Annotated in this window: 17 protein-coding genes; 8 read left to right on the top strand and 9 right to left on the bottom strand. The window is 72.7% G+C overall.

The window, feature by feature from the left end; all coding sequences use genetic code 11:
* Positions 1–4: 4 nt before the first annotated feature.
* From WME76_RS15600 to WME76_RS15580, 5 genes are all read right to left on the bottom strand, one after another.
* A complete protein-coding gene (locus WME76_RS15600) occupies positions 5–1,699 on the bottom strand; it encodes a 2-isopropylmalate synthase (protein ID WP_063815735.1) in 1,695 nt (564 codons plus the stop codon).
* Between the two features lie 34 nt (positions 1,700–1,733).
* On the bottom strand, positions 1,734–2,747 hold the full coding sequence (ilvC, locus tag WME76_RS15595) for a ketol-acid reductoisomerase (RefSeq protein ID WP_061617959.1): 1,014 nt from the start codon (positions 2,745–2,747) through the stop codon (positions 1,734–1,736).
* A 60-nt stretch (positions 2,748–2,807) separates the two neighbouring features.
* On the bottom strand, positions 2,808–3,359 hold the full coding sequence (gene ilvN / locus WME76_RS15590; RefSeq protein ID WP_061607027.1) for an acetolactate synthase small subunit: 552 nt from the start codon (positions 3,357–3,359) through the stop codon (positions 2,808–2,810).
* Between the two features lie 137 nt (positions 3,360–3,496).
* A complete protein-coding gene (gene ilvB, locus WME76_RS15585; protein WP_433936950.1) occupies positions 3,497–5,206 on the bottom strand; it encodes a biosynthetic-type acetolactate synthase large subunit in 1,710 nt (569 codons plus the stop codon).
* A gap of 102 nt (positions 5,207–5,308) precedes the next feature.
* Complete coding sequence (locus WME76_RS15580; protein ID WP_437960905.1) at positions 5,309–5,743, bottom strand: hypothetical protein; 435 nt, start codon at positions 5,741–5,743, stop codon at positions 5,309–5,311.
* An 835-nt stretch (positions 5,744–6,578) separates the two neighbouring features.
* Between WME76_RS15580 and WME76_RS15575 the strand changes: the two genes are divergently transcribed.
* The 5 genes from WME76_RS15575 (at position 6,579) to WME76_RS15555 (ending at position 14,051) form a co-directional block, all read left to right on the top strand.
* Positions 6,579–7,592 carry a hypothetical protein gene (locus WME76_RS15575; protein WP_437960904.1) on the top strand — a complete coding sequence of 338 codons (1,014 nt, stop codon included), beginning with the start codon at positions 6,579–6,581 and terminating at the stop codon, positions 7,590–7,592.
* 169 nt (positions 7,593–7,761) lie between these two features.
* Positions 7,762–9,234 (top strand): amidase, encoded by a 1,473-nt coding sequence (locus WME76_RS15570; RefSeq protein WP_437960903.1) that lies wholly within the window; start codon positions 7,762–7,764, stop codon positions 9,232–9,234.
* 37 nt (positions 9,235–9,271) lie between these two features.
* A complete protein-coding gene (locus tag WME76_RS15565) occupies positions 9,272–10,471 on the top strand; it encodes a saccharopine dehydrogenase family protein (protein WP_437960902.1) in 1,200 nt (399 codons plus the stop codon).
* A 252-nt stretch (positions 10,472–10,723) separates the two neighbouring features.
* Complete coding sequence (locus WME76_RS15560; RefSeq protein ID WP_437960901.1) at positions 10,724–13,354, top strand: nSTAND1 domain-containing NTPase; 2,631 nt, start codon at positions 10,724–10,726, stop codon at positions 13,352–13,354.
* An 85-nt stretch (positions 13,355–13,439) separates the two neighbouring features.
* Positions 13,440–14,051 carry a gamma-glutamylcyclotransferase gene (locus tag WME76_RS15555; RefSeq protein ID WP_437960900.1) on the top strand — a complete coding sequence of 204 codons (612 nt, stop codon included), beginning with the start codon at positions 13,440–13,442 and terminating at the stop codon, positions 14,049–14,051.
* 94 nt (positions 14,052–14,145) lie between these two features.
* Here the strand turns inward: WME76_RS15555 and gyrA are convergent, their stop codons facing one another.
* The 3 genes from gyrA to WME76_RS15540 all read right to left on the bottom strand — a co-directional run bounded on the left by gyrA (position 14,146) and on the right by WME76_RS15540 (position 19,713).
* Positions 14,146–16,800: a DNA gyrase subunit A gene (gyrA, locus tag WME76_RS15550; RefSeq protein WP_437960899.1), complete on the bottom strand. Its 2,655-nt coding sequence runs from the start codon at positions 16,798–16,800 to the stop codon at positions 14,146–14,148.
* A gap of 304 nt (positions 16,801–17,104) precedes the next feature.
* Positions 17,105–18,214 carry a hypothetical protein gene (locus WME76_RS15545; RefSeq protein WP_437960898.1) on the bottom strand — a complete coding sequence of 370 codons (1,110 nt, stop codon included), beginning with the start codon at positions 18,212–18,214 and terminating at the stop codon, positions 17,105–17,107.
* A gap of 758 nt (positions 18,215–18,972) precedes the next feature.
* Positions 18,973–19,713: a hypothetical protein gene (locus WME76_RS15540; protein ID WP_437960897.1), complete on the bottom strand. Its 741-nt coding sequence runs from the start codon at positions 19,711–19,713 to the stop codon at positions 18,973–18,975.
* A 301-nt stretch (positions 19,714–20,014) separates the two neighbouring features.
* On the opposite strand from WME76_RS15540, the gene WME76_RS15535 reads away from it, so the two are divergent.
* The 3 genes from WME76_RS15535 (at position 20,015) to WME76_RS15525 (ending at position 23,246) form a co-directional block, all read left to right on the top strand.
* The gene (locus tag WME76_RS15535) at positions 20,015–21,574 is read left to right on the top strand and encodes a protein kinase domain-containing protein (RefSeq protein WP_437960896.1); all 1,560 of its coding nucleotides are present in this window, start codon (positions 20,015–20,017) and stop codon (positions 21,572–21,574) included.
* A gap of 114 nt (positions 21,575–21,688) precedes the next feature.
* On the top strand, positions 21,689–22,957 hold the full coding sequence (locus WME76_RS15530) for a nucleotidyltransferase family protein (RefSeq protein WP_437960895.1): 1,269 nt from the start codon (positions 21,689–21,691) through the stop codon (positions 22,955–22,957).
* Positions 22,905–23,246: a hypothetical protein gene (locus WME76_RS15525; RefSeq protein ID WP_437960894.1), complete on the top strand. Its 342-nt coding sequence runs from the start codon at positions 22,905–22,907 to the stop codon at positions 23,244–23,246. Before WME76_RS15530 ends, WME76_RS15525 begins: the two co-directional genes overlap by 53 nt.
* Before the next feature lie 45 nt (positions 23,247–23,291).
* Here WME76_RS15525 and WME76_RS15520 read toward each other — a convergent pair whose 3' ends face one another.
* A complete protein-coding gene (locus WME76_RS15520; protein WP_437960893.1) occupies positions 23,292–24,857 on the bottom strand; it encodes a phytoene desaturase family protein in 1,566 nt (521 codons plus the stop codon).
* Positions 24,858–24,871: the final 14 nt, after the last annotated feature.

Genomic DNA, 24,871 nt, shown 5'->3' with positions numbered 1-24,871 from the left:
CGGCCTATCTCGCGGTCTCGACGGCGGCGCCGTGGCCGCTCTGGTTGCTCTCTGACGCCGCCGCGTCTTCCTTCGGCTCGACGCCGTACGTCGCGAGGAGCCTGTTCAGGGCGGCGAGGTACGCCTTCGCGCTGGCGACGAGGATGTCGGTGTCAGCGCCGTGGCCGTGGAAGACGCGCGCGGAGGCGTCGTGCTGCGGGTGCCGCTTGCTCGACGTCACGTCCGCCCGCACGCGGACGCTCACCTCGCCGAGCGCGTCGATGCCCTCGGTCACCGCGTGCACCGAGAACTCGAGGAGGCTGCTCGGCACGCGGACGATCTCGTCGATCGCCCGGTAGGCGGCGTCCACCGGCCCGGTGCCGATCGCGGCGCGCACGTGCAGCGCCCCGTCCGGCCCGCGGAGCCGGACCGTGGCCGTGGGCATCCCCGTCGTCCCGCAGGCGACCTGGAGGGCGTCGAGCGTGTAGAGCTCGGCGACCTGCGCCCGCGTGGTCGAGACGATCGCCTCGATGTCCGGATCGGTGACGTGCTTCTTCTTGTCCGCGAGCGCCTTGAAGCTGGCGAACGCCGCCGCGAGCTGGGCCTCGTCGAGGTGGTAGCCGAGCTCCTCGAGCCGGTTGCGGAGCGCGTGCCGGCCCGAGTGCTTGCCGAGGACGAGCCGCGTCTGCGTGACGCCGACCATCTCGGGCCGCATGATCTCGTACGTCTCCTGGTGCTTCAGCATCCCGTCCTGGTGGATGCCCGACTCGTGCGCGAAGGCGTTGGCGCCGACGATCGCCTTGTTGGGCTGGACGTTGAAGCCCGTGGCCGCGCTCACCATGCGGCTCACGGTGGCGATCTGGGTCGTGTCGATCCCGGTGCGCAGCCCGAAGATCGCCCGGCGCGTCGCGAGCGCCATGACGACCTCCTCGAGCGCGGTGTTGCCCGCGCGCTCGCCGATGCCGTTGATGGTCACCTCGGCCTGGCGCGCGCCCGCGCGGATGCCCTCCAGCGCGTTGGCCGTCGCGAGCCCGAGGTCGTTGTGGCAGTGGACCGAGATGATCGCGCGGTCGATCCCCGCGACGTTCTTGCGGATCCCGGCGATGAGCGCGCCGAACTCGCTCGGGATGGTGTACCCGACCGTGTCCGGGATGTTGAGCGTGGTGGCCCCGGCGGCGATCGCCGCCTCGAGCACCTGGTAGAGGAACTCCGGCTCGCTCCGGCCGGCGTCCTCGGGGCTGAACTCCACGTCCGCGCACAGGTCGCGCGCGTAGGCGACCATGGCCCGGACCCGATCGAGCACCTCGGCGCGCGTCATCCGGAGCTTGTGCTTGAGGTGGATGTCGCTCGTCGCGAGGAAGGTGTGGATCCGCGGGTGCGCGGCCCGCGAGACGCCCTCCCACGCCTTGTCGATGTCGACCTTCGTGGCGCGGGCGAGGGCGCAGATGATCGGCGGGGTCGCGGCGGGGCGGCCGGGGATGGCGGCCGCGCCGACGCGCTCGGCGATCGTCTGGACGGCGAGCAGGTCGTCGGGGGAAGCGGCGGGGAAGCCCGTCTCGATGACGTCGACGCCGAGCTTCGCCAGCGCGAGCGCGATCTCGAGCTTCTCCGAGGACGTCATCGTCGCGCCGGGCGACTGCTCGCCGTCGCGCAGCGTGGTGTCGAAGATACGGACGTAATCGGACGGGGGCATCGCTTGATTCGCAATCATCTCAGGCATGGTGTTCTCCGCCGCCTCCCACGAGTGGAGAGGCTCAGTCGCCGGGCTTGATGGTGACCGGATCGATGAACGGCATCATCTTGCGCAGGTTGGCGCCCACGACCTCGAGCTTCTGCTCGCGCTCCTTGGCCCGCGTCGCCTCGAACTTCGGCCGGCCCTCCTCGTTCTCCGCGATCCACTTGCGGGCGAACTCGCCGCTCTGGATGTCGGCGAGGATGCGCTTCATCTCCTCGCGCGTCTTGTCGGTGATGACGCGCGGGCCCGAGACGTAGTCGCCGTACTCGGCGGTGTCGCTGATCGAGTACCGCATGTAGTTGAGGCCGCCGCGGTACATGAGGTCGACGATGAGCTTGAGCTCGTGCAGACACTCGAAGTACGCGATCTCCGGCTGGTAGCCGGCGTTCACGAGCGTCTCGAACCCGGCCTTCACGAGCTCGCTGGCGCCGCCGCAGAGCACCGCCTGCTCGCCGAAGAGGTCGGTCTCGGTCTCCTCCGCGAACGTCGTGCAGAGCACGCCGGCGCGCGTCGCGCCGATGCCCTTCGCGTACGCGAGCGCCTGCGCCTCGGCCTTGCCGCTCGCGTCCTGGTGGACGGCGAGGAGCGCCGGGACGCCGCCGCCGGCCTCGTACGTCTCGCGCACCCGGTGCCCGGGGCCCTTCGGCGCGATCATCGAGACGTCGACCGACGCGGGCGGCGTGATCGTGTTGAAGCGGATGTTGAACCCGTGCGCGAACATCAGCGTCTTGCCCGGGCCGAGGTGCGGCGCGATGTGCTCGTTGTAGATGCGCGCCTGCGACGTGTCGGGGGCGAGGATCATGATGACGTCCGCGGCCTTCGCGGCCTCGGACACGGTGGCCACCTGGAGGCCCGCCGCCTGCGCCTTGGGCCGGCTCTTGCTGCCCTCGGGCAGGGCGACGATCACGGTGGCGCCGCTGTCGCGCAGGTTGAGCGCGTGGGCGTGCCCCTGCGAGCCATAGCCTACGATCGCGATCTTCTTGCTCTGGATGAGCGACAGATCCGCGTCGTTATCATAGAAAATTTTCGCCATCTCAGTCTCCTTCAACAGGGCTCCGCACCTCGCGGCTCCCTTCCTTCACGTCATCAGTCATCAGGGCGCGCCGCTGTCGGCCGCGCGCGCAGGCAGCATCGTGTCGAGCCTGGCCTCGGCCTCCTCGGCGCCGCGGGTCATCACGATCATCCCCGTCCGCACCATCTCGATGATCCCGAACGGGCGGAGCACGTCGAGCAGGCCCTCGATCTTGTCGCCGGTCCCGGTGATCTCGATGGTGAGCGCCTCGGGGGCGACGTCGACGGTGCGCGCGCGGAACACCTCGCAGAGCTGGAGCACCTGGGCCCGGGTCGTCGCGTCGGCCCTCACCTTGATCAGCGCGAGGTCGCGCGCGACCGAGGCGGTGTGGGTGACGTCCTGGACCCAGAGGGTGTTGACCAGCTTGTACAGGTTCGCCTCGAGGCGCCGCGCCCCGTCCTCGTCGGCCTCGAGGACCAGGGTGAGGCGCGAGATCCCGGTGATGTGGGTGCGCCCGACGCTCAGCGACTCGATGTTGTACGCGCGACGCCGGAAGAGGGACGCGACGCGGTTGAGCACGCCGGGGCGGTCTTCGACGTAGGCGATGAAGGTGCGCAGGATGGGTCGATCCATGGATGCCTCTTGAAAGTCCCTCTTGTCGGTGGTGCGCCCGGCGCCGGCCGTGACGCGTTCGGACGCGCCCCGCTCGTCCGACGAGCGCGCGCTCGCGCTGGAACGAGCGCTCGGGGCGCGCGCCGCTACGGGTGCGTTCACGGATCCTCCCCGGTCTCCACGATGGGGCTCGGGCGGCGGATCATGTCCTTCAGGTCGGCGCCCGCGGGGACCATCGGATAGACGCTGTCCTCTTGCTCGACGCGGAAGTCGACGACGACGGTGCCCGGCGTCGCGCGGGCGCGCGCCACCGCGTCCGCGATCTCCTCGCGCTTCGTGACGCGGATGCCGGTCAGGCCGTGGGCCTCGGCGAGCTTCACGAAGTCCGGGCTGCGCATCGGGGTCGCCGAGTAGCGCCGGTTGTAGAAGAACTCCTGCCACTGGCGCACCATGCCGAGGTAGCCGTTGTTGATGATGGCCACGTGGACCTTGATGCCCTCCTGCGCGCAGGTCGACAGCTCGCACGCGGTCATCTGGAAGCCGCCGTCGCCGACGACCACCCAGACCTCCTCGTCGGGCTTCGCGAAGCGCGCGCCGATCGCCGCCGGCAGGGCGAAGCCCATCGTGCCGAGCCCGCCGGAGGTGATGAGCTTCCGCGGGTGATCGTGCTTGTAGTACTGCGCTTCCCACATCTGGTGCTGGCCGACGTCGGTTACCACAAGCGCCTTGCCGTCGGTGAGCCGCCAGAGGTCGTGCATCACGTGCGCGGCGTACAATTTCTCGTTGTACGGCAATTGTTGAATGTCACGGACCGCCGAGTCGCCCTTCAGCGCGCCGATGCGCTCGAGCCAGCCGCCCCGGTGGCGCTGCTTGACCCCGGGGATGAGCGACAGGAGCGTGTCCCGGACGTCCCCGACGAGCCCGACGTCGACCTTGACGTTCTTGTTGATCTCGGAGCGGTCGATCTCGACGTGGATCTTCTTCGCCTTGACCGCGTAGGTCTTGAGGTTGCCGGTCACGCGGTCGTCGAAGCGCATGCCGAGCGCGATGAGGAGGTCGGCCTCCTGGATGGCGTGGTTCACCCACGCCTCGCCGTGCATGCCCATCATGCCGAGGCTGAGCGGGTGGGTCGCCGGGAAGCCGCCGAGGCCGAGGAGCGTCGACGCCACGGGGATGCCCGTCTTCTCCACGAAGGCGAGGAGCTCGCGCGTCGCCTCCGCCCGGACGATGCCCTGACCGGCGAGGATGAGCGGCCGCTCGGCCTCGTCGATGAGCTCGATCGCCTTCTCGATGTCCGTCTGGACGGCGTGGTGGGACGGGCGGTAGCCGGGCAGGCGGACCTCGCCCTTCGGGGGCTCGAAGTCGATCGACGCCTGCTGGGCGTCCTTCGTGATGTCGACCAGGACGGGACCCGGGCGGCCGGAGCGCGCGATGTAGAACGCCTCGCGGATGGCGGGGGCGATGTCCTCGACCTCGGTGACGAGGTAGTTGTGCTTGGTGATGGGCAGGGTGACGCCCGTGATGTCGGTCTCCTGGAAGGCGTCGGTGCCGAGCAGCTTGGAGGAGACCTGGCCGGTGATACAGACGATCGGCGACGAGTCGAGCATCGCCGTCGCGATCCCGGTGACGAGGTTCGTCGCGCCCGGGCCCGAGGTGGCCACGCACACGCCGACCTTGCCGGAGGCGCGGGCGTAGCCGTCCGCCATGTGCGCCGCGCCCTGCTCGTGCCGGACGAGGACGTGGCGGATCGGGTAGCCGAGGATCGTATCGTACGCGGGCATGATCGCGCCGCCCGGATAGCCGAAGACCACGTCCACGCCTTCGCGGACGAGGACTTCCCAGATGATCTGTGCGCCTGTTCGTTTCATAGTCCTGACTCCATCGAGTCGCGCTGGTGAAGCTGCGGGTGGTGGTGGCGCCCTCGGGCGCCCTGGCCGGTGGGTTCCGCCGTGTCTCCGAGGATCAGGGAGCTAGGCGATCGCGCGCTGCAGGTCCTCCCGCGGTCCGTCGCCGCTGGTCTCCTCGCGGCGGATCGCCTCGAGCACCCGCCGCGCGTCGTCGAGCGAGACGACGCGCGAGAAGGCCGGGGCGCTCGCCTGCGCGTTCGAGCCGGCGCGCGCGGAGGGCGGGTCGGAGTGGAACTCGAAGGAGGCCTCGGCCGCGGCGCCGCCCGGGCGCGCGCCCTTCAGGTGCGTCGAGGAGCGCTGGGGCGCGCGAACGCCGCCCCCGCTGGCGCGCGCGCGGATCTCGTGGACGAGCGCCTCGAACTCCTCGCGCACGGCGCTCGACGCGACGGGCACGCCACAGCCCGCGGCGACGAGCTCCGCGAGCTCCGCGATGCGCTGGTCGACGGCCTCACTGGAGGCGTCCTCGCGATTCTTCCTCGAATGTTGTTCCTTGCTCACCTGATCCTCCTTGACGACGGCTGCTCTTCGTGAACCCACAGGCCGAAAAAAACGAAAGCCCCCGGACCTTCTCGGTGCGGGGGCCTATCTCCATGCTGCCTTGCTCAGAGTGGCGGCCCGCAACCGTTCCCAACGCGAATCAGCCCGACGACGGCTAGGCTGACGAGCGCAGGAATGGCTAGGCCGGCTAGGAGCCCGACGGACACGCCGATCGCGACGACGTGCGAACGCGTCGCCGAGAGCACGGACGAAGCGCGATGCACCAGCTTCACAGCGGGGGTCCCTTCGCCGTAGGCGCGGGCGCTGGAGGTGCTCATCGACTTCTGCATAGCGTGCGTGCCGTTACCCTACAGAGCTGCTGCGTCGCGTCAAGCTGTTTCTTTACAGATCGCTTGTTTCTGCGGTGTTTCGTGCGGTTTTTTCATACGAGCCAACGCCGCAAACAGGCGTGACGTCCTGCACGAAGCGACGCCGATCGAGCCGATCGCATGCACGTGTGTCGCGTGTGCCCGGCTGCGCGGCGGCGCGATCGACGTGCACGGAAGACGTCGAACGACGCGCACGGAAGACGTCGAACGACGTGCACGGAAGACGTCGAACGACGTGCACGGAAGACGTCGAACGACGCGCACGGAAGACGTCGAACGAGCTCGAGCCGGGCGGAGCGCGCAACGAGCGCCGCGCGAAGAGCGCGGACGCAATCGGCCGCGGCGCAGATCCGGAGCGCCGGGGGAGATGTGCGCAAGCGCCGGATGTCGGCTCATGCGCGCCCGACGTGCAGAGTGCTGCCCTGGACCGACTGCGACGGGCCGAGCAGCACCACCATGGACCTGCCATGCAAGCGCATCGCGTGGCGCAGGCGCGGCCTGCTGTTCATCGGATCTCCTCGCTCGGCTGTCGACGGCGCCGCCGCGCGGCCGCGCTCGCGCTGCTCGCGCTGGGCGGCGCCTCGACCGGCGCCGCCGCCGCCGCGCCACCGCGCCTCGCTGCCCCCGCGGGCGCAGCGGCGATCGCGGCGCTCGCGCGCGCTCAGCCCGCGCGGCCGGCGCCGGTCGTGCGGCCGTCGACGCCGCCGCGCCGCGGGGGCGAGCGCCGCGACGCCGCGGCGCCCCGGACGCCAGCGCCCGCGGCCGCCAACCTCGGCACGTTCGTCGAGCTCCGGAACGATTACGTCTCGCGCGGCAGGAACGGCTTCTTCAACGCGGCGGTGATCCGGGGGGACTACGCCTTCGACAGGAGCTTCTCGCTGCGGGCAGACGTGCCGCTCGCCTACGCGGGCGGCCTCGAGGGCGAGCGCAACGTGGGGCTCGGCGACGTGCTGATCCGGCCGCTCGTGCGCGCGATCGGCACGCCGCGGTTCGCGCTGCTCGTCGGCTCGGACCTCGTCCTCGACTCGGCGACGAACCGCGCGCTGGGCTCGGGGAAGAACCAGGTCGCGCCGCTCGTCCAGGCGTACGTCCGCGTGGCGCGGCCGGCGCGGATCGGGCTGCAGCTCCAGCACGCGGTGTCGTTCGGCGGCGATCCGCGGCGGGACGACATCCAGGTGTCCGTGGTGCGGCCCTTCGCGATCGTCGAGCTGCCGCGCGGGTTCTGGGTGGGGCCGGACCAGAGCTTCCAGTTCAACCACCTCGGCGGGCCCCGCGTCGTGTCGACGAGCGTGCTGGAGGTCGGCGCGGAGCTCAGCGAGCGCGTGCAGGTGTACGTCGATCCAGGCATCCAGGTGAGCAGCCAGGGGGCGGTCGACTGGCTGGTGACCGGGGCCGTGCGCTGGGCGTTCCCGCAGCGAGCGCGCGGGCGCTCGGTCGCCGCGGCGCCGGCGCCCCGAGCGGAAGGGGCCGAGGGCGAGTAGGCCGCGGCGGCGCGCTCCGCGGACGCGCCGGCGTCCGGACGCGCTCGGCGGCGCAGCGCGCCCGCCGGCGGGACGGCCGCCAGGGATGTCAGAACAGCGGTCATCGGGCCTGAAAGCGGCGAATCCTTGACCCGGGTCGTCGTCCTGAGCCTGATCCCTGTTCGCATCCATGCTTTCACGAGATCCGTTGCTCCTGCTCTCCGCCACGCGGCTGGCCGCGCTGATCCGCGCCCGGGCCGTCACGTCGGCCGAGGTGGTGGAGACCCACATCCGACACATCGAGCGCGTGAACCCGACGCTCAACGCGGTGGTGGCGGACCGGTTCGACGCCGCCCGCGCCGAGGCGCGCGCGGCCGACGCGCTGCTCGACCGGGGCGAGTCCGCGGGCGAGCCCGCGGGCGCGCCGCCGTTCCTCGGCGTGCCGTGCTCCATCAAGGAGAGCTTCGCCGTCGCCGGCATGCCGAACTCCGCGGGGCTCGTCGCCCGCGCCGGCGTGCGCGCGGCGGAGGACGCGGTGACGGTCGCGCGCCTGCGCGCCGCCGGCTTCATCCCGCTCGGCGTCACCAACGTGTCGGAGCTCTGCATGTGGATGGAGACGAACAACCGGCTCTACGGCCGCACCAACAACCCCTACGATCCGGCGCGCACCGCGGGCGGCAGCTCGGGCGGAGAGGCCGCGGTGGTCGGCGCCGGCGGCGCGCCGATCGGGCTCGGCTCGGACATCGGCGGATCGATCCGGATGCCCGCGTTCTTCAACGGCGTCTTCGGCCACAAGCCGACCGGCGGGCTCGTGCCGACGTCGGGGCAGTTCCCGCTGCCGGGCGAGCGGGGGCTCCGCTTCATGACGTCGGGGCCGATCGCGCGGCGCGCCGAGGATCTCATGCCGGTGCTCCGCGTCCTCGCGGGCCCCGACGCGCGCGATCCGAGCTGCGCGCCGATGCCGCTCGGCGACCCGACCGCGGTCGACCTCGCCGGGCTGACGGTGCTCTCGATCGAGCACGACGGCGTCCGCGCGGTGAGCGACGATCTGCTGGCCGCGCAGCGGAGGGCCGCGGAGGCGCTCGCGGCGCGGGGGGCGACGGTCCGCGAGGGGCGCGTCGATCTGCTCGCGCGCGCGCTCGACATCTGGACCGCGATGCTGGCCGTGGCGGGCGGCGTCACGTTCCGGTCGCTCCTCGGGGACGGCCGTCCGGTCAGCCTGCCGCGCGAGCTCGCCCGCTGGTCGATGCGCCGCTCGGCGCACACGCTGCCCGCGCTCGGGCTGACGCTGCTGGAGGACCTCGGCAAGCGGCTCCCGGCGCGCATCGAGCGCGCCGTGGAGCTCGGCAAGGCGCTCCGGGCCGAGCTCGTGGCGCGCATCGGCGAGCGGGGCGTGATGCTCTACCCGACGTACCCGAGGCCCGCGCCCCGGCACTACGCGCCGCTCCTGCCGCCCTTCCAGTGGACGTACACCGCGGTGCTCAACGTCATGGAGATGCCGGCGACGCAGGTCCCGCTGGGGCTCAACGCCGAGGGGCTTCCGCTCGGCGTCCAGGTCGCGGCGATCCACGGCAACGACCACGTGACCATCGCGGTGGCGCAGCACCTGGAGCGCTCGTTCGGCGGCTGGGTCCCGCCGTCTCTGTCGTGGTGCCGACGGTGACGTTCCCGCCCGCGGTCGTGGTATCAAGGCTGCCCCCATGAGCAGCAGCGACCGCACGTACGATGTGATCGTCTTCGGCGCGACCGGCTTCACCGGTCGCCTCGTCGCCGAGTACCTCGCCACCAAGGGCAAGGACACCTCCGCCGGCGAGGCCGCGGCGCGGCCCGTTCGCTGGGCGATCGCCGGGCGGAACGCGGGGCGCCTCGCCGAGGTGAAGGCGGCGATGGAGGCGATCGATCCGGCCTGCTCCGCCGTGGGGGTCATCGAGGCGACCTCGGAGGACGCGGCGTCGCTCGAGCGCATGGCCAGCCAGGCGCGCGTCGTCCTCACCACGGTCGGCCCTTACTCGACGCGCGGCGAGCCGCTGGTCGAGGCGTGCATCCGCGCGGGCGCCGACTACGCGGACCTCACCGGCGAGCCCGAGTTCGTCGACCGCCTGCTCGACCGACACCACGAGGCCGCCCGCGCGCGGGGCGTGCGGATCGTCAACTGCTGCGGCTTCGACAGCATCCCGCACGACCTCGGCGTGCTCTTCACGGTGACGAAGCTCCCGGCGGGAGAGCCGATCGTTGTCGAGGGCGTCGTGCGCGCGCACGGGAGCTTCTCGGGCGGCACGTGGCAGTCGCTGATCGAGATCGTGGCGCAGGCGCGCCGCAGGAAGCGCGAGGCAGGCAAGGAGCAGGAGCACGGGGCGCGCAAGGCGCGCGGGCTCAAGGCGCGCATCCGCTACGAGAAGGGGCTGCGCGCCTGGGTCTGCCCGATGCCGAGCATCGACCCGCAGGTCGTGCTGCGGAGCGCGCGGGAGCTCGACGTCTACGGCCCCGACTTCCAGTACGGTCATTACATGCAGGTCAAATCCGGGCTGCAGCTGGCGATCGGGATCGCTGGCTTCGGCGCCGTCGCGGCGCTCGCCAAGGTCGGGCCGACGCGGGAGCTGCTCCGCAAGGTGCGCAGCCCGGGGGAGGGGCCGAGCGCCGAGGAGCGGGCGCGGAGCTGGTTCCAGGTGACGTTCGAGGGGAAGAGCGCGTCGCGCCGGGTGGTGACGCGGGTGAGCGGCGGGGATCCGGGCTACTCGGAGACGGCGAAGATGGTGGCGGAGTCGGCGCTCTGCATGGCGTTCGATCGCGAGCGGCTGCCGGCGCGCGCCGGGGTCCTCACGCCGGCCGTCGCGATGGGGGAGCGGCTCATCGAGCGGCTGCAGGCGGCGGGGATCCGGTTCGAGCTCCTGGAAGGGTGAGATGACCGGGCCGGTGGGGTACGCTGCCCCGGCGTGACCGGCGTGGACGAGAAACGGCTCGGCGGGGAGGCTGCGGGGGTCCCGTCGCCTGGTCGAGGGAACGTCGCGCCCGCCGTGAGCGACTGCGGCCTGACGAGCACGCTGTTGGCCGGGCAAGGGAGCGCGGGGTGGGCTACCCGCGATCCGCGCGCGCCGGAGCCCGCCCCGGACAGGACGGCGCCTTCGCGCCGGGGATCGACCGATGAGGCCTCCGTGCTGCCGCTCACCGCCGGCAGCACGATCGGGCATTACGAGCTCATCCGCGAGCTCGGCCGGGGCGGCATGGGCACCGTCTTCCTGGCCCGCGATGTCCGGCTGGGCCGCCTCGTCGGCATCAAGGTCGTCACCAGCCTGAGCGGCGTCCGGCTGCAGCGCTTCCTGGTCGAGGCCCGCGCGACCGCGCTCTGCAAGCACGAGAACATCGTGACCATCCACGATGTGAACGAGCACGACGGATACCCGTACATGGTGCTCGAGTACATCGAAGGGCAGAGCCTCCGCGCCTGGATGGAGCAGCGAAGACCCCCCGGCGCCGGTGAAGGCGTCGCGACGGCGCCGGTGTCCGCGAGCGCGGCCGTGGAGATGATGGTGCCCGTGGTGCGCGCGCTCTCGTGCGCTCACAAGCTCGGCATCGTGCACCGCGATCTCAAGCCCGAGAACATCATGCTGGAGGCGTCCGGCGCGATCAAAGTGCTCGATTTCGGCATCGCCAAGCTGCTCGACACGGACGCCGGCGGCGCGGTCGAGCGCCCTCCCGTCTCGCTGAGAACGACCCTGACGCGCGAGGGCGCGATGATGGGGACGATACCGTACATGTCCCCGGAGCAGTGGACCGGGGAGGGGATCGATCACGCCAGCGACATCTGGGCCGTGGGCATCATGCTCCACGAGCTCGTCACCGGCGCGCACCCGCTCGCGCCGGTGACGGTGCACAGCCTCATGCAGGTCGCCGCGCTCGATCAGCCCATGCCCGAGCTCGACGAGGCGCGCCCCGACCTGGGCCCGCTCGCCGGGATCGTCGATCGCTGCCTGCGCAAGCGGAAGGCCGAGCGCACCGCCTCCGCGCAGCAGCTGCTCTCGGAGCTCTTGCCGCTCTTGCCCGCGCGACACGAGATCGTCCTCGGGGCCGACGAGAGCCCCTTCGCCGGCCTGTCGGCGTTCCAGGAGGCCGACGCGGACCGCTTCTTCGGCCGCGCGGAGGACGTCGCGAGCATGGTGACGCGCCTCCGGAGCCAGCCGCTGCTCGCGATCGTCGGGGCGTCGGGGGTGGGGAAATCGTCGCTCGTGAGGGCGGGGATCGTCCCGGCGCTCAAGCGTTCGGGCGCAGGGTGGGAGTCGCTCATCCTCCGGCCAGGGCGCGAGCCGATGGCGGCGCTCGCCGATCTGCTCAGCCACCCCTCGTTGATGTCGAGGGGGGGCTCGGAGCGCCCCGCGCCCCTCGACGGCGAGGACGCGCGCGGGCGCCTGCTCGATCGGCTGCGCGCCGAGCCGGGCTACCTGGGGGCCGAGCTGCGCGCGTGGTCGGCCCGCAAGCAGCGTCGCGTCGCGCTCTTCGTCGATCAGTTCGAGGAGCTCTACACGCTCTCGTGCGACGCCGGCGAGCGCGCCGCGTTCCTCTCGTGCCTCGGCGGCGTCGCCGACGACGCCTCCTCGCCGCTGCGCGTGATCCTGTCCCTGCGGTCGGATTTCATCGAGCGGGTGGCCGAGGACAGGCACTTCATGGCCGCGGTGACCCGCGGGCTCGTGGTCCTGCCGCCTATCGGCCGCGCGGGGCTGCGCGAGGCGCTGACCCGGCCCGTCCAGGCGGCGCGGTACGAGATCGAGGATCCGGCGCTGGTCGAGGGCATCCTGGACGTGCTGGAGACGACCCGCGGCGCGCTGCCGCTCTTGCAGTTCATGGCGGCGCGCTGGTGGGACCTGCGCGACCGCGGGCGCCGGCTCCTGACGCGGGAGAGCTACGAGGCCATCGGCGGCGTGGCGGGCACGCTCGCGAGCCACGCCGACACCGTGCTGGCCGGGATGAGCGTCCGCCAGGCGAAGCTCTGCCGGGCCGTGTTCGAGCGCCTCGTCACGCCCGAGCGCACGAGGGCCATCGCGAGCCTGAGGGAGCTCCGCGAGCTGCCGGGCGACCCGGACGAGCTCGAGGGCGTCGTCCAGGTCCTCTCGGACGCGCGGCTCCTGGCCGTCGAGCGCGGGCGCGACGACGCCGGCAGCACGGTGGAGATCGTGCACGAGTCGCTCATCGAGCGCTGGCCGACCCTGCTGCGCTGGCTCGACGAGAACCAGAAGGACGCGGCGTTCCTCGACAGGCTGCGTGTGGCGGCGAGGCAATGGGAGTCGAGCGGCTCTGCCGACGACACCGTCTGGCGCGGCAAGCTCGCCGAGGAGGCGCGCCATTTCCGCGAGGGCTACTATCATCAGGGGCAGTTGCCCGCGCGCGAGCAGCGCTATCTGGACGCCGTGCTCCGGCTGGCGAGCCAGGCGCAGCGGAGGAAGCGCACGCTGATCGTCGGGGTGATGGCGGGCCTCGCGCTGCTGGTCGCCGGGGCGACGCTGGGGATCATCAAGGTGGTCCGCCAGAACCGGGTGATCACCGCGCAGCTCGAGGAGATCCGCCAGACCGAGTACAACCTCGAGATGGCGCTCGCGAGCGAGCGGGCGGCGCGAGAGGCCGCCGAGAGGGCCCGGCAGGACACGGAGGACCAGCGGAAGCGCGACGAGCGCTTGCAGAGGGACGCCGAGGAGCGGAGGGCCAGGGAGGCCGAGCACGAGCGTCGCAGCCGGGAGCCGCTGGAGCGGCCCGGCCCGCGGTCCGTGGAGGGCCTCGGGGAGGGGCGCCGGTAGCGGGCGCCTGGCGCGCCGAGCCGGCGCGGCGCCCTGGGAGCGCGGGGCGGCCCTGGCCGGCAGCCTGGTTTGGTAGGATGGTCCCGTGCATCGCGAGACCTGGATCTTCGGCTACGGGTCGCTGATCTGGCGGCCGGCGTTTCGCTTCGAGCAGATGGCGCCCGGGTACGTCACGGGGTGGGCGCGCCGTTTCTGGCAGGGCTCCACCGATCACCGCGGCGTCCCCGGCGCGCCGGGCCGGGTGGTCACGCTCATCCCCGAGCCAGGCGCGCGCTGCTGGGGGATGGCCTACCGGGTCGCGGAGCCCGATCTCGACGAGGTGCTCCGCGCGCTCGATCACCGCGAGAAGGGCGGCTATGCCCGCCACGACATGCCGCTGTTCATGGCGGACGACACGGCGTCACGCGCTGCGCGGACAGCCATCGTCTACATGGCGACTCCGGACAACCCGGACTACCTCGGTGAGGCGCCGCTCCCCGCGATCGTCGCGCAGGTGCTCGCGTCCCACGGTCCGAGCGGCTCCAACGTCGAGTACGTCCTGCGCCTCGCCGACTCCCTTGCGGCCATGAACGCGGATGACGCTCACGTGGCCGAGCTCGCGAGTCTCCTCCGCGCCCAAGAACGGGCCGCGATGTGCCGCTCGGACCCTCCAGCGCGCGGATCGACCTCCACCCCCGTCGCCGAGACATCGCTCTAGCGAGCGCCCCTCGCCGAGCTGGCGATCCAGCGATCCTCCCTCGGGGCCGGCCCCCCCGGCTCTCCCGCCCCCCCCGGGGGGTCTCCACGCTCGCTCAGTTCACGTCGCTGCTGCCGCCGCCGTCGGCCCCGCCGCCGTCGGCCCCGCCGCCGTCGGCGCCCCCGTGATCCGCGACCCCGTTGGTCCCCTCGGCGCCCGGCGGCGTCGACCCGCCGCTCTCCACCGCCTCGGCCGCCTCCGCCGCGAACGCCTCGACCGCGACCACCCGCTCGTCCTGGCCCACGTGCATGATCCGCACGCCCTGCGCGTTGCGCCCCGTCTCGCGGATCTCGCTCGCCTTGGTGCGGATCATCTGCCCGCGGTCGGTCACGATCAGCACCTCGTCGCTCGGGCTCACCATGGCCACCCCGACGACCGGCCCGTTCCGCTCGCTCGCGTCGATCAGGATCACGCCCTTGCCGCCGCGGCTCTGGAGCCGGAACTCCTCGAGCGCCGTCTGCTTGCCGTAGCCGCGCTCGCACACCGTGAGCACCCGGTCGCGCCCGTCGCCGCTCACGCCGAGGCCCACCACCACGTCGCCGTCGTCGAGCTCGATGCCCTTCACGCCCATCGTGGCGCGGCCCGTCGGGCGCACCTGGTCCTCGGGGAAGCGGATGCTCATCCCGCTCCGCGTCGCGATCACGAGCTCGCGCTTGCCGTCGGTCAGCGCCGCCGTGAAGAGCTGATCGCCCTCCTCGATGCGCACGCCGATGATCCCCTTGTCCCTGTAGTTCTCGTACTCGTTGAGCGCCGTCTTCTTGATCTGCCCGCGGCGGGTCAGCGTCACCACGAACGTCTCGCCGTCGAAGCTCGGCACCGGCGTGATCGCCGCGACCTTCTCCCCCGGCTCCATCCCGACGAAGTTCACGATCGCCCGGCCCTTCGCGTTCCTCGGCGCCTGCGGGATCTCGTAGACCTTCTTGACGAAGACCTTGCCCTTGTCGCTGAAGAAGAAGACGTACGAGTGCGTCGACGCCACGAAGAGCTGGCTCACCCAGTCCTCCTCGCGCGCCTCCATCCCCACCATCCCCTTGCCGCCGCGGCGCTGCGCCCGGTAGGTCGAGGTCGGCGTCCGCTTCAGGTAGCCGGCGTGCGAGATGGTCACGACCATGTCCTCTTCCTGGATCAGGTCCTCCATCTGGATCTCGGCCTCGGCCGGCACGATCTCGGTGCGCCGCTTGTCGCCGAAGCGCGCCTTGATCTCCTCGAGCTCCATCACGATCACGTTCATGAGCAGCCCCATGTCCGCGAGGATCGCCCGGAGCCGCTCGATCGTCTGCGACAGCTCGCCGTACTCCTTCGCGAGCTTCTCCCGCTCGAGGCCGGTCAGGCGCGAGAGCCGCATCTCGAGGATCGCCTTGGCCTGCCGCTCCGACAGGAAGTAGTCGCCGCGCCCGTCCGCCTCGACGCACTCGGGCTCCGGGCGGCCGGCGCGTCGGAGGAACTCGCCGAGCCCGCGCAGCGGCAGCTTCTGCAGGTTCTCCCGCGCCTCCTCCGGATCGCTCGAGGCCCGGATCGTCGCGACGATGCGATCGATGTCGCTCGTCGCCATGCCGAGCCCCTCGATGAGCTCGCGCTGCGACTCGGCCTGCCGGAGCTCGAAGCGGCAGCGCCGCGTCACGACCTCGCGCCGGTGCTCGATGAAGTGCGAGAGCGTGTCCTTCAGGCTCAGCACGGCCGGGCGCCCGTTCGCGATCGACAGGTTGATCACGCCGAACGTCGCCTGGAGATCCGTCAGCCGGTAGAGCTGGTTCAGGACCACCTGCGGGAAGATGTCCTTCTTCAGCTCGACGACGATGCGCATCCCCTCGCGATCGCTCTCGTCGCGCACCTCGCTGATCCCCTCGATGCGCTTCTCCTTCATGCACTCGGCGATCTTCGCGACCAGCCGGGCCTTGTTCACCTGGTAGGGGATCTCGGTGAAGACGAGCTGCTCGCGGTCGCCCTTCATCGTCTTCTCGACCTGGCTGCGCCCGCGCATCGTGATCGAGCCGCGGCCGGTCGTGTACGCCTGCACGATCCCGCTCTTGCCGTAGATGAGGCCGCCGGTCGGGAAATCGGGCCCCGGGACGAGGTGGAGCAGCTCCTCCAGCGTGATGTCGGGGTTGCGGATGATGGCGATCGTCGCGTCGATGATCTCGCCGAGGTTGTGCGGCGGGATGTTCGTCGCCATGCCGACGGCGATGCCGCCGGAGCCGTTCACGAGGAGCTGCGGGAACTTGGCCGGCAGGACGCTCGGCTCGAGCTCCGAGTCGTCGTAGTTCGGGACGAAGTCGACCGTGTCCTTGTCAAGGTCGGCGAGCAGCTCGACGGCCATGCGCGACAGGCGCGACTCCGTGTACCGCATGGCCGCGGGCGAGTCGCCGTCGACCGAGCCGTAGTTGCCCTGCCCGTCGATGAGCGGGTAGCGCAGGCTGAAGGTCTGCCCCATGCGGACGAGCGCGTCGTAGACCGCGAGATCGCCGTGGGGGTGGTACTTGCCGAGGACGTCTCCGACGACGCGCGCGCACTTCTTGTGCGCGCCGCCGGGGCCGATCTTCTGCTCGTTCATCGAGTAGAGGATCCGGCGGTGCACCGGCTTCAGGCCGTCGCGCACGTCCGGGATCGCGCGGCCGATGATCACGCTCATCGCGTAGTCGAGGTAGCTCGTCCGGAGCTCGTCCTGGATGCTGACCGGAACCTTCTGCTGGATGTTCGACGTCTCTTCCATGGGATCTGCACCCGAGGCGCGGGGGCGAGCGCGGCGCGCGCGGCCCCGTCGTAGAGGCCCATCCCAGCGCGGCTCGAGCGTCGAGCGGGTCGGCGGAGGCGCCTCTGGCCTCTATCGACGAGCGACGAGGTCGAGTTCAGCCTCCGCCGCGCGCCCTTGACCCGCGCTGTTCAGGGGATGCGACGGATGCGTTCAGGTACTCCAAGGGGCAGGCCGGCGCAAAGGGTTTGCCGGCCCCGGGGCGTCTCTGGCGAGCGGGACGCGCGGGCGGGACGCGCGGGCGGATCGAGGCTGCGCCGGAGGCTCAGGGGAGGCGGGTGCAGGCGGCGCGGGTCGTCGCGCCGGGGCGGACCTCCCCGCGGCAGGTCGCGGAGAGCGCCGAGGCCCCCTTGGCGTCGCGCACCTCGACCGTGGCCTCGTACGCGCCCGGGGCGAGCGCCTGCAGGAGCGCGCGATCGCCGCAGAGCACGGGGCCGACCTCGAGCTTCTCCGCCCCGGGCTGGTCGCCCGCGGGCGGCGACACGGTCGCGGTGTAGGTGGACGCAGCCGCGCCGCAGGCGAGGTCCTCCTCGGCGAGGAGCGCGCCGAGGTCGACCTCGAGCGCGCCCGTCGCGGACAGCCCGTCGCAGGTCGCCGTCACGGTGACGCCCTCGCTCGCCGCGGCGAAGCAGCTCGCCGCGAACAGGAGGTCGCCCGCGGCGTCGTTCGCCTCCAGGCGGAAGACGTAGGCGCGCCCCGGGTCGACGCCGAGGTCGTAGACGACCGGCTCGGCGGGCGGGCAGCCGACCCCGAGCACCGGCGCGAGCGCGCCGTCCTGGGGGACGATATCGAACGACGCGATCGCGCCGTCGTCGCCCTCGCAGCGCAGCGCGCCGAGCGCGCTCGCCGGGTCGATCACGATGGCCGAGCCCGCCGGGTCGATGGGCCCCGTGAGCGGGGCGCAGCCCTGGACGACGACGTTGACGCCCGTGGCCGCCACGAGCTTGTCGGCGTCGTCCGCGGCGTCAGGGTCGGGGCACCCCCACGTCCAGCGCGGCGCGACCGGGGCCCCGTCGAGGAGCATGTGGCGGCTGCCGGACGTCTCGTCGCCGACCGGCGTGAGCTCCTCGGCGTACTGCTCGTAGCCGTCGATCCTCGCCGTGTACTCGTGCCCCGCGACGACGTGGGTGAACGACACGCGCGACGAGCAGGGGATCGGCGGGGACGAGGCGAGGGTGAACGGCCCGCCGGCCGCGCTCTCGTCCGTGAGCGTCGCGACGTAGCTGCGGATCGCCCCCGGCTCGTTCGAGCACCGCACGTCGCCCAGGAAGGCGAGCGGGTCGATGGTGAGCGACGTCTGGATCGGCTGGTCGTCGGCAGCGCCGGTCCCCTCCTCGCAGGCCCCGAGCGCGAGCGCGAGCGCGCCGAGCGCCACCGCGCGCCGGCCGGTCAGGGCGAGAGAGAGGAGGGAGGCGTCCCGGCGACGCGCGCCGAACCAGGTTTCGAGAGCAGCACGAGCTCGGCCCATCGGCAGGGGGCACTAGTCCAAGCCGGGGAACGGCGCCACCTGAAACGCGGCGCCGCGCGCGGGGAGGGCGGCGGCCGGCGCGCTCCCCGCCGGGCCGTGCGCTCCGGCCGGCGCGCGGCTTCGGTCAGCGACGCCGCCCCGGCGCGAGAGCGCCCGCCGCGTCGCCTGGCCGCCGCCGGAACAGCTCGCCGGCCTCGCGCGACCTGAACCATCGTGTCCCGGGCGCCGTCGCGATGTCCCTCTGTTGGCAGATCGCGAGTTCAGAAGTGGGGCGCGCTGGATGCGTGGAATTCATTCCGGTTGATGGCCATCAATCGTCAAGAAAAGTTCCTGTTCAGCCACGGGCTCCAGCGTCGGTGTCCTGATCGCGTCCGCGCTCTCCGAGCAACCGGCGTGAGCGACGCGCACGCAGAACATAGTGTGCTTCGCTGCCTGAGATTGCCAAGCACAGCGCCTGCGTCGTCACGTATTTCAGCACCGGAGTTGAGCACCGCGAGGTCTCGTGGAGATCGCGATGCTTTAGGACACCAAACAGGTTGAAACCCCGAGAGAACGAACCACAGAGGCACAGAGGGCACAGAGTTTTTTATGTTGTTCCTCTGTGCCCTCTGTGCCTCTGTGGTTCAAATCTCTTCATTCCTGGGGGTTTCGAGCTGATCGGCGCTCTAGGGATCCGCGGAGCCGCCAGCACCGCCGCCACCGACGTCCGCGCTGCTGCCGCCGCCGCCCCCCTCCGCGCTCATGCCGCCAGCGCCGCCGCCCCCCTCCGCGCTCATGCCGCCAGCGCCACCGCCACTCCCGTCCGCGCTGCTGCCGCCGGCGCCACCGCCACTCCCGTCCGCGCTGCTGCCGCCGGCGCCACCGCCGCCTGCGTCGCCGCCGTCCGGTGCTTTCGTCGGCTCGACCGTCCCGACGAAGGCGCACGCTTCGAGCGCGTGCGCCTTCTCGGTGATCACGACGCAGGGGCTGATCGAGCCATCCTCACCGGCGGCGAGCTCGGCGGAGCACTCCGCCATGGACGCGACCTTGTTGCTCGCGCACGCGCGCGTCGCGCCGACCGCGTCGACGCAGGCCTGGACCTGGGCGTCCGCCGGCTCCGCCAGCGCGGCGCCGGTGCCCGTGCTGGTGGTGACCCCCTTGATGCCGTGCAGGCACTGGTCCCAGTAGAACTCGACGCAGGTCTTCACCTTCTCGTCGGCGCTGGCGGTTCCGACCCACTCCGGGCACACGGCGGCGGCCTCGCACCGGGCCGTCTCGATTCGCCGGCAGGCGTCGACGCCCACGGCGTCGTTGCCGCAGCTCTGCGCTGCGAGGATCACGGCCCCGAGGCCGAGCAACCCGGCCGCGGCCCACGGCGCGGAGCTCCGCCGCGCGGCGGAGAAGACGGCGAGCGCAGTTGAACGCACCCGGCGGAGCTACCACGTGGCCACCGGGGGCGTCGAGTTTTCGGCCGCCCACACGCCCGCAGGGAGGGCGACGGACGCGCCCGCGCAGCGCACACCGCGCCCCGCCGGCGAACCGCGTCGAGGCCGGAGCGGGCACGACCGGCCCGACGCGGCCGCCGGGGCGACGTCGACCGCGCGCCCGCGCCGACGTTGCGCCGACGGCCTGCTCTCCGCGCCGGCGCTCGCGCCGACGTCGCCCCGGCGCGAACGGCGATCGGCCCGGGCCCTGTCCGATCTATGCTCCTATGGCCTCGATCTCCCGATGGATCCGCCGAGCCTCGCACCGCTCAAGCCCGACACGATCTTCCACGGGCGATACCGTGTCGTCCGCGCGATCAAGGCGGGCGGAATGGGGGCGGTGTACGAGGTCGTGGACGAGGTCACCGACCGCCGCCGCGCGCTCAAGGTGATGCTCCCGGGGTCCATCCAGGACCCGAGCATGCGCGCCCGGTTCGCCCAGGAGGCCAAGATCACCGGCGCGATCGAGAGCGATCACATCGTCCCGGTCTCCGACGCCGGCATCGACGCCGACTCCGGGATGCCCTTCCTCGTCATGGACCTCCTCCAGGGCGAGGAGCTCGCGACCCTCTCGGCGCGGCGCGGGCCGCTGCCGCCGGGGGAGGTGGTGCTCTACCTGTCCCAGGTCGCGCGCGCGCTCGACAAGATGCACGCGGCGGCGATCGTCCACCGGGACCTCAAGCCAGCGAACCTCTTCCTGACGAGGCGGGACGACGGGTCCCCGTGCGTCAAGGTCCTCGACTTCGGCCTGGCCAAGGTCGCGGCGCAGAGCAGCATGGCGGACCGCACGGCGCTGGTCGGGACGCCGCTCTACATGGCGCCAGAGCAGATCCGCGGCGACGGCGCCGTCGGGCCCAAGGCCGACATCCACGCGCTCGCGCACGTCGCCTTCACGCTGCTCGTGGGCAGCCCCTACTGGCTGACCGAGGCCAACGTGCTGCCCTCGATCTTCGCGCTCCTGCAGCGGATGGCGGCGGGCCTGCCCGAGCCGCCGAGCGTCCGCGCCGCGCGGCGCCGGACCATCCGGCTGCCGCCCGCCTTCGACGCCTGGTTCCAGCAGGCGACCGCGATCGACCCCAGGGACCGCTTCGAGCGCGCGACCACCGCCGTCACCCTGCTGGCGGAGGCCCTCGGCACGCCCGCGCCGTCGACCCCGCCCCCGGCGCCCGTCCCTCCCACGAACCCCCCGCCGTCGTCCCGCCGCGGGATCGAGCTCGACGACCGGCGCGCGGTCGCGCCGCCCGATCCCGCGCCGAAGCCTCCGGAGCCCGCGCCGAAGCCGGCCGACGCGCGGCAACGCGACGGCGACGCGCGGCAACGCGACGGCGACGCGCGGCACCGCGACGAGGATCTCGCCGCGGTCGTCCACGAGGAGCGGCTGCGGGCCTTCCTGAAGAAGGAGGTCCAGCGCGCCAGGGAGCAGCGGACGAGGAGGCTCTCGTTGCTGCTGCTCGGCGTGGAGGGCCTCCAGGACATCGAGGAGAAGCACGGGCGCGCGGGGGTCGAACGCATCCTCGGCGACCTCGCGCGCGTCGTCCGGATCTACGTGCCGGAAGGCGGCCTGCTCGGGCGGTACCGCCGCGACATCCTCGCGATCGTCTGCCCCGGGATCGGCAGGACGCGCTCGTCCGCGTTCGCGAAGGTGCTCGGCGAGAAGGTGCGCCAGCACCGCTTCCGGCGCATCCCGTCGATGCCGTTCCGGATGGTCATCCGCATCGGCGTCGCGCACCTCGAGGAGGGCGACGTGTCGGGGCACGATCTGCTCGAGCGCGCGGCCCGCGAGCTCCTCGTGCGGGGAGAGTGAGCTCCCGGGGGTCGATCGGCGCCCGCGCCTCGTACCCGCGCGCCCGCGCCCCGCAACCGCGCGCTCACCCTCGATTTCTTTGACGTTTCCCGCGAAGGGGCGATCCTCCCGCGCATGGCCTCTGCCATGATCCTGGCTGCGGGGCTCGGGACCCGGCTCCGCCCGCTCACGGACGAGCTGCCGAAGCCGCTCCTGTGGCTCGGCGACCGCCCGCTGATCGCGCACATCGCCGAGCAGCTCGCCGCGGGCGGCGTGCGGCGCGCCGCGCTGAACAAGTCCCACCTCGCGGAGCGCTTCTCGCGCGACCTGATCGCGGCGTTCCCGGTGCCGGTCGACGTCCTGCACGAGCCGGAGCCCTTCGGCACCGCCGGGGGCCTCGCGAACGCGGCGGGCGCGCTCGGCGACGGCGACGTGATCCTCTGGAACGGCGACATCCTGATCGACCTCGACGTGGCGGCGCTCTGCGCGGCGCACGGCCAGCGCGGCGCGGCCGCGACGCTCGCGGTCGCGCCGCGGCCGGCCGGGGAGGGGACCGTGGGCGTCGGCGCGCAGGGCGAGGTGGTCCGGCTGCGCGGCGAGCGCTTCGGCGAGGAGGTCGCGGGCGGCGACTTCGTGGGCGTCCACGTGGTCGGCGAGGCGCTCAGGCGGCGGTTGCCGCCGCGCGGTTGCATGGTGGGGGACGTGTACCTGCCGTGGCTGCGCGAGGGGCGCGCGATATATCGCGACGTTCGCGGCGCCCGCCGAGTGGCACGACATCGGCACGGTCGCCGCGTACCTCGCGGCGAGCGCGCGCTGGCTCGCGCAGCGCGGCCTGCAGAGCCACGTCGGCCCGGGCGCGTCCGTCGCCGAGGGCGTGGACGTGACCGGCAGCGTCGTGGGCGCGGGCGCGCGGGTCGAGGGGGCCGGGGCGCTGCGCGGGTGCGTTGTGTGGCCGGGGGCGCGGGTGGACGTCGCCGCGCCCGTCGAGCGCGCCGTGGTGACGACGCAGGGGCGCGTCGTGCGCGCGGCCGGCTGATCGCTCCGCCAGGGCCGAACGGCGAGGCGAGGCGCGGCGCGCAGCGCTGCCGGCGCCACGGCCGCCCCCACTGGAGCGACGCCGCGCAGCGGATGAACATCTGGAGTACCGGGACACTGGGCATGGGCCGGCCTTCGCTCCATGTAGCCGCGAAACGACCCAAGAAAGGCACGGTGCACCGGTATGCGCTCGACGTCCTACACGCCCCTGCGACATGTGTTCCTGCAGTTGCCCTTGCTCCTGTCCGTGCTCGCCGGAGGCGCATGCGTGGACGAACGATCGCGGTCGGATCTCCCGCCGCCGTCGCCGCCCTCGATGCCGACGCCGACGCCTCCTGGCGGGCAGAACAGCGGCGACAGCGCCGGTGACGAGGGGGCTGGCGCGCAGGGAGGCGGCGAGCAGGGGCCTGCCGGCCAGACCTCCGGCGGGCAGGACGGCGCTGGCGGCCTCGGCGGCGGGCAGGGCGGCGCCGGTGGCCTGGGGGCGGGCGGCGACCTGGGGGCGGGCGGTGGCCTCGGCGCGGGCGGTGGCGGCGACCTGGGCACCGGTGGCGGCCTCGGCGCGGGCGGCGGCGGCGACCTGGGTGCGGGCGGTGGCCTCGGCGCGGGCGGCGGCGGCGACCTGGGCACCGGTGGCGACCCCGGCGCGGGCGGCTAGCTGGCCGTCACCTGCCCAGGCCGGCGAGCGCGTCCCCGGCGGCCGTCACGCGCCCAGGTCGGCGAGCGCGGCCCTGGCGGCGTTGTGCCCCGCCGCGCCGATGACCGATCCGGCCGGGTGCGTGCCGGCGCTGCACGAGTAGAGCCCGGCGAGCCCGAACCGGTACGGCACGCGATCGGCGAAGCCGAAGCCGTTGTCGATGTGGTGGATGTGCCCCCGCGTGATCCCGAAGTGCCGCTCGATGTCCGGCGGCGCCAGCGTGAACGTGTCCAGCACGAGGTCGCTCATCCCCGGCGCGAAGCGATCGCAGATCGACAGCAGGTGCTTCACGTAGCGCGGCGCGGCCTCGGCCCACGCCTCGCCGCCCGCGAGCGCGTAGGGCACCCACTGCACGAAGAGCGCGGCGTTGTGGTGGCCCTCGGCGTCGCGCAGGCTCGGGTCGATCGGCGTGTGGAAGTACCACTCGATCGCGGGGAACTCGGGGAGGCGCCCGCTCATCGCGTCGCGGTGGGCCTGCCGCAGCGTGCCCATCACGACGTCCTCGTCCGGCAGGAGATGGATCGTCGGCCCGAACTGCCCGCGGTCCTCCGGGAGGCACGTGAACCGGGGCAGGCCCGTCAGGGCCATGTTGACCTTGAGCGTCGAGCCGTCCCTCGCGAGCGCGTCGAGCCGCGCCGACAGCGGCGCCCCGATCGCCACCTCGCCGGCCAGCGCGCGGGTGCGGAACGGATCGGCGTTCGACACGACCACCTTCGCGGCGATGCGCGACCCGTCCTCGAGCAGCACCCCGGAGACGGCGCCCCCGGACGACTCGATCTGCGCGACCCGGACGCCGGTGACGATCTTCGCGCCCTCCGACCTCGCCTTCTCGGCGAAGAGGCGGCTGACCGTGCCCATCCCGCCCTCGACGATCATCCACGTCCCGTCCGCGCCGGGGAGGCGGCACATGTTGTGGACGAGGAAGTTCATCCCGGTGCCGGGCGTGTCGAAGCCGCCGGCGAGCCCGGAGAAGGCGTCGGTCACGGCGTACATCGCCTGGAGCAGATCGCTCTTCCAGCCGAACCGCGCGAGGTACTCGGAGATGGTGCCCCGGCAGAGCGCCACGAACGTCTGCCGGAGGGCGGGGCGCACGTAGCGCTCCGCGGTCTCCTCGATGGAGAGCGGCTCCTCTAGCCAGGTCGGGGCGATGTCGTCCCGGAGCGCGGCGAGCTCGGCCTGGAGCGCGCTGTTCGCCTCCCAGTCCTGCTGGGAGAAGAACTCCAGGAACTGCCGCTTCATGGCGGCCTGGTCCGAGCCGAAGAGCAGGTAGCGCCGGTCGGTCGTCGGGACGAAGTAGTGCGGATCGCGCCGCCGGAGGGGCAGGTCGACGCCGACCTCGCGGAGCAGCTCGGGCGGGGCGAGCCCGAGCAGGTAGGCGCCGCTCGAGACGCCGAGCTTCGGCGCCTTCGCGAACGGGTGCTCGGTCTTCACCGCGCCGCCCACGGCGTCCTTCTCCTCGAGCACCACCACCTCGAGCCCGCGGCGGGCGAGGAGGACGGCGGCGACGAGACCGTTGTGGCCCGCGCCGACGATGACGACGTCGGCCCGGGCCGGAGCTTCACTGCGTTTCACGGGGCACCTCCAGC

Source organism: Sorangium sp. So ce119, assembly GCF_051524405.1.
GTDB classification, from domain to species: domain Bacteria; phylum Myxococcota_A; class Polyangia; order Polyangiales; family Polyangiaceae; genus Sorangium; species Sorangium cellulosum_G.
Note: the sequence above shows the minus strand (reverse complement) of the source record. Positions and strands in the feature narration are given on the sequence as shown.

What these genes read in the sequence shown, in the direction of transcription:
- ilvC (WP_061617959.1), bottom strand. Translation starts at nt 2,747, where the DNA reads ATGGCGAAAATTTTCTATGATAACGACGCGGATCTGTCGCTCATCCAG.
- ilvN (WP_061607027.1), bottom strand. Translation starts at nt 3,359, where the DNA reads ATGGATCGACCCATCCTGCGCACCTTCATCGCCTACGTCGAAGACCGC.
- ilvB (WP_433936950.1), bottom strand. Translation starts at nt 5,206, where the DNA reads ATGAAACGAACAGGCGCACAGATCATCTGGGAAGTCCTCGTCCGCGAA.
- WME76_RS15575 (WP_437960904.1), top strand. Translation starts at nt 6,579, where the DNA reads ATGCAAGCGCATCGCGTGGCGCAGGCGCGGCCTGCTGTTCATCGGATC.
- WME76_RS15525 (WP_437960894.1), top strand. Translation starts at nt 22,905, where the DNA reads ATGCCGACGCCGACGCCTCCTGGCGGGCAGAACAGCGGCGACAGCGCC.
- WME76_RS15600 (WP_063815735.1), bottom strand. Translation starts at nt 1,699, where the DNA reads ATGCCTGAGATGATTGCGAATCAAGCGATGCCCCCGTCCGATTACGTC.
- WME76_RS15565 (WP_437960902.1), top strand. Translation starts at nt 9,272, where the DNA reads ATGAGCAGCAGCGACCGCACGTACGATGTGATCGTCTTCGGCGCGACC.
- WME76_RS15570 (WP_437960903.1), top strand. Translation starts at nt 7,762, where the DNA reads ATGCTTTCACGAGATCCGTTGCTCCTGCTCTCCGCCACGCGGCTGGCC.
- WME76_RS15535 (WP_437960896.1), top strand. Translation starts at nt 20,015, where the DNA reads ATGGATCCGCCGAGCCTCGCACCGCTCAAGCCCGACACGATCTTCCAC.
- WME76_RS15530 (WP_437960895.1), top strand. Translation starts at nt 21,689, where the DNA reads ATGGCCTCTGCCATGATCCTGGCTGCGGGGCTCGGGACCCGGCTCCGC.
- gyrA (WP_437960899.1), bottom strand. Translation starts at nt 16,800, where the DNA reads ATGGAAGAGACGTCGAACATCCAGCAGAAGGTTCCGGTCAGCATCCAG.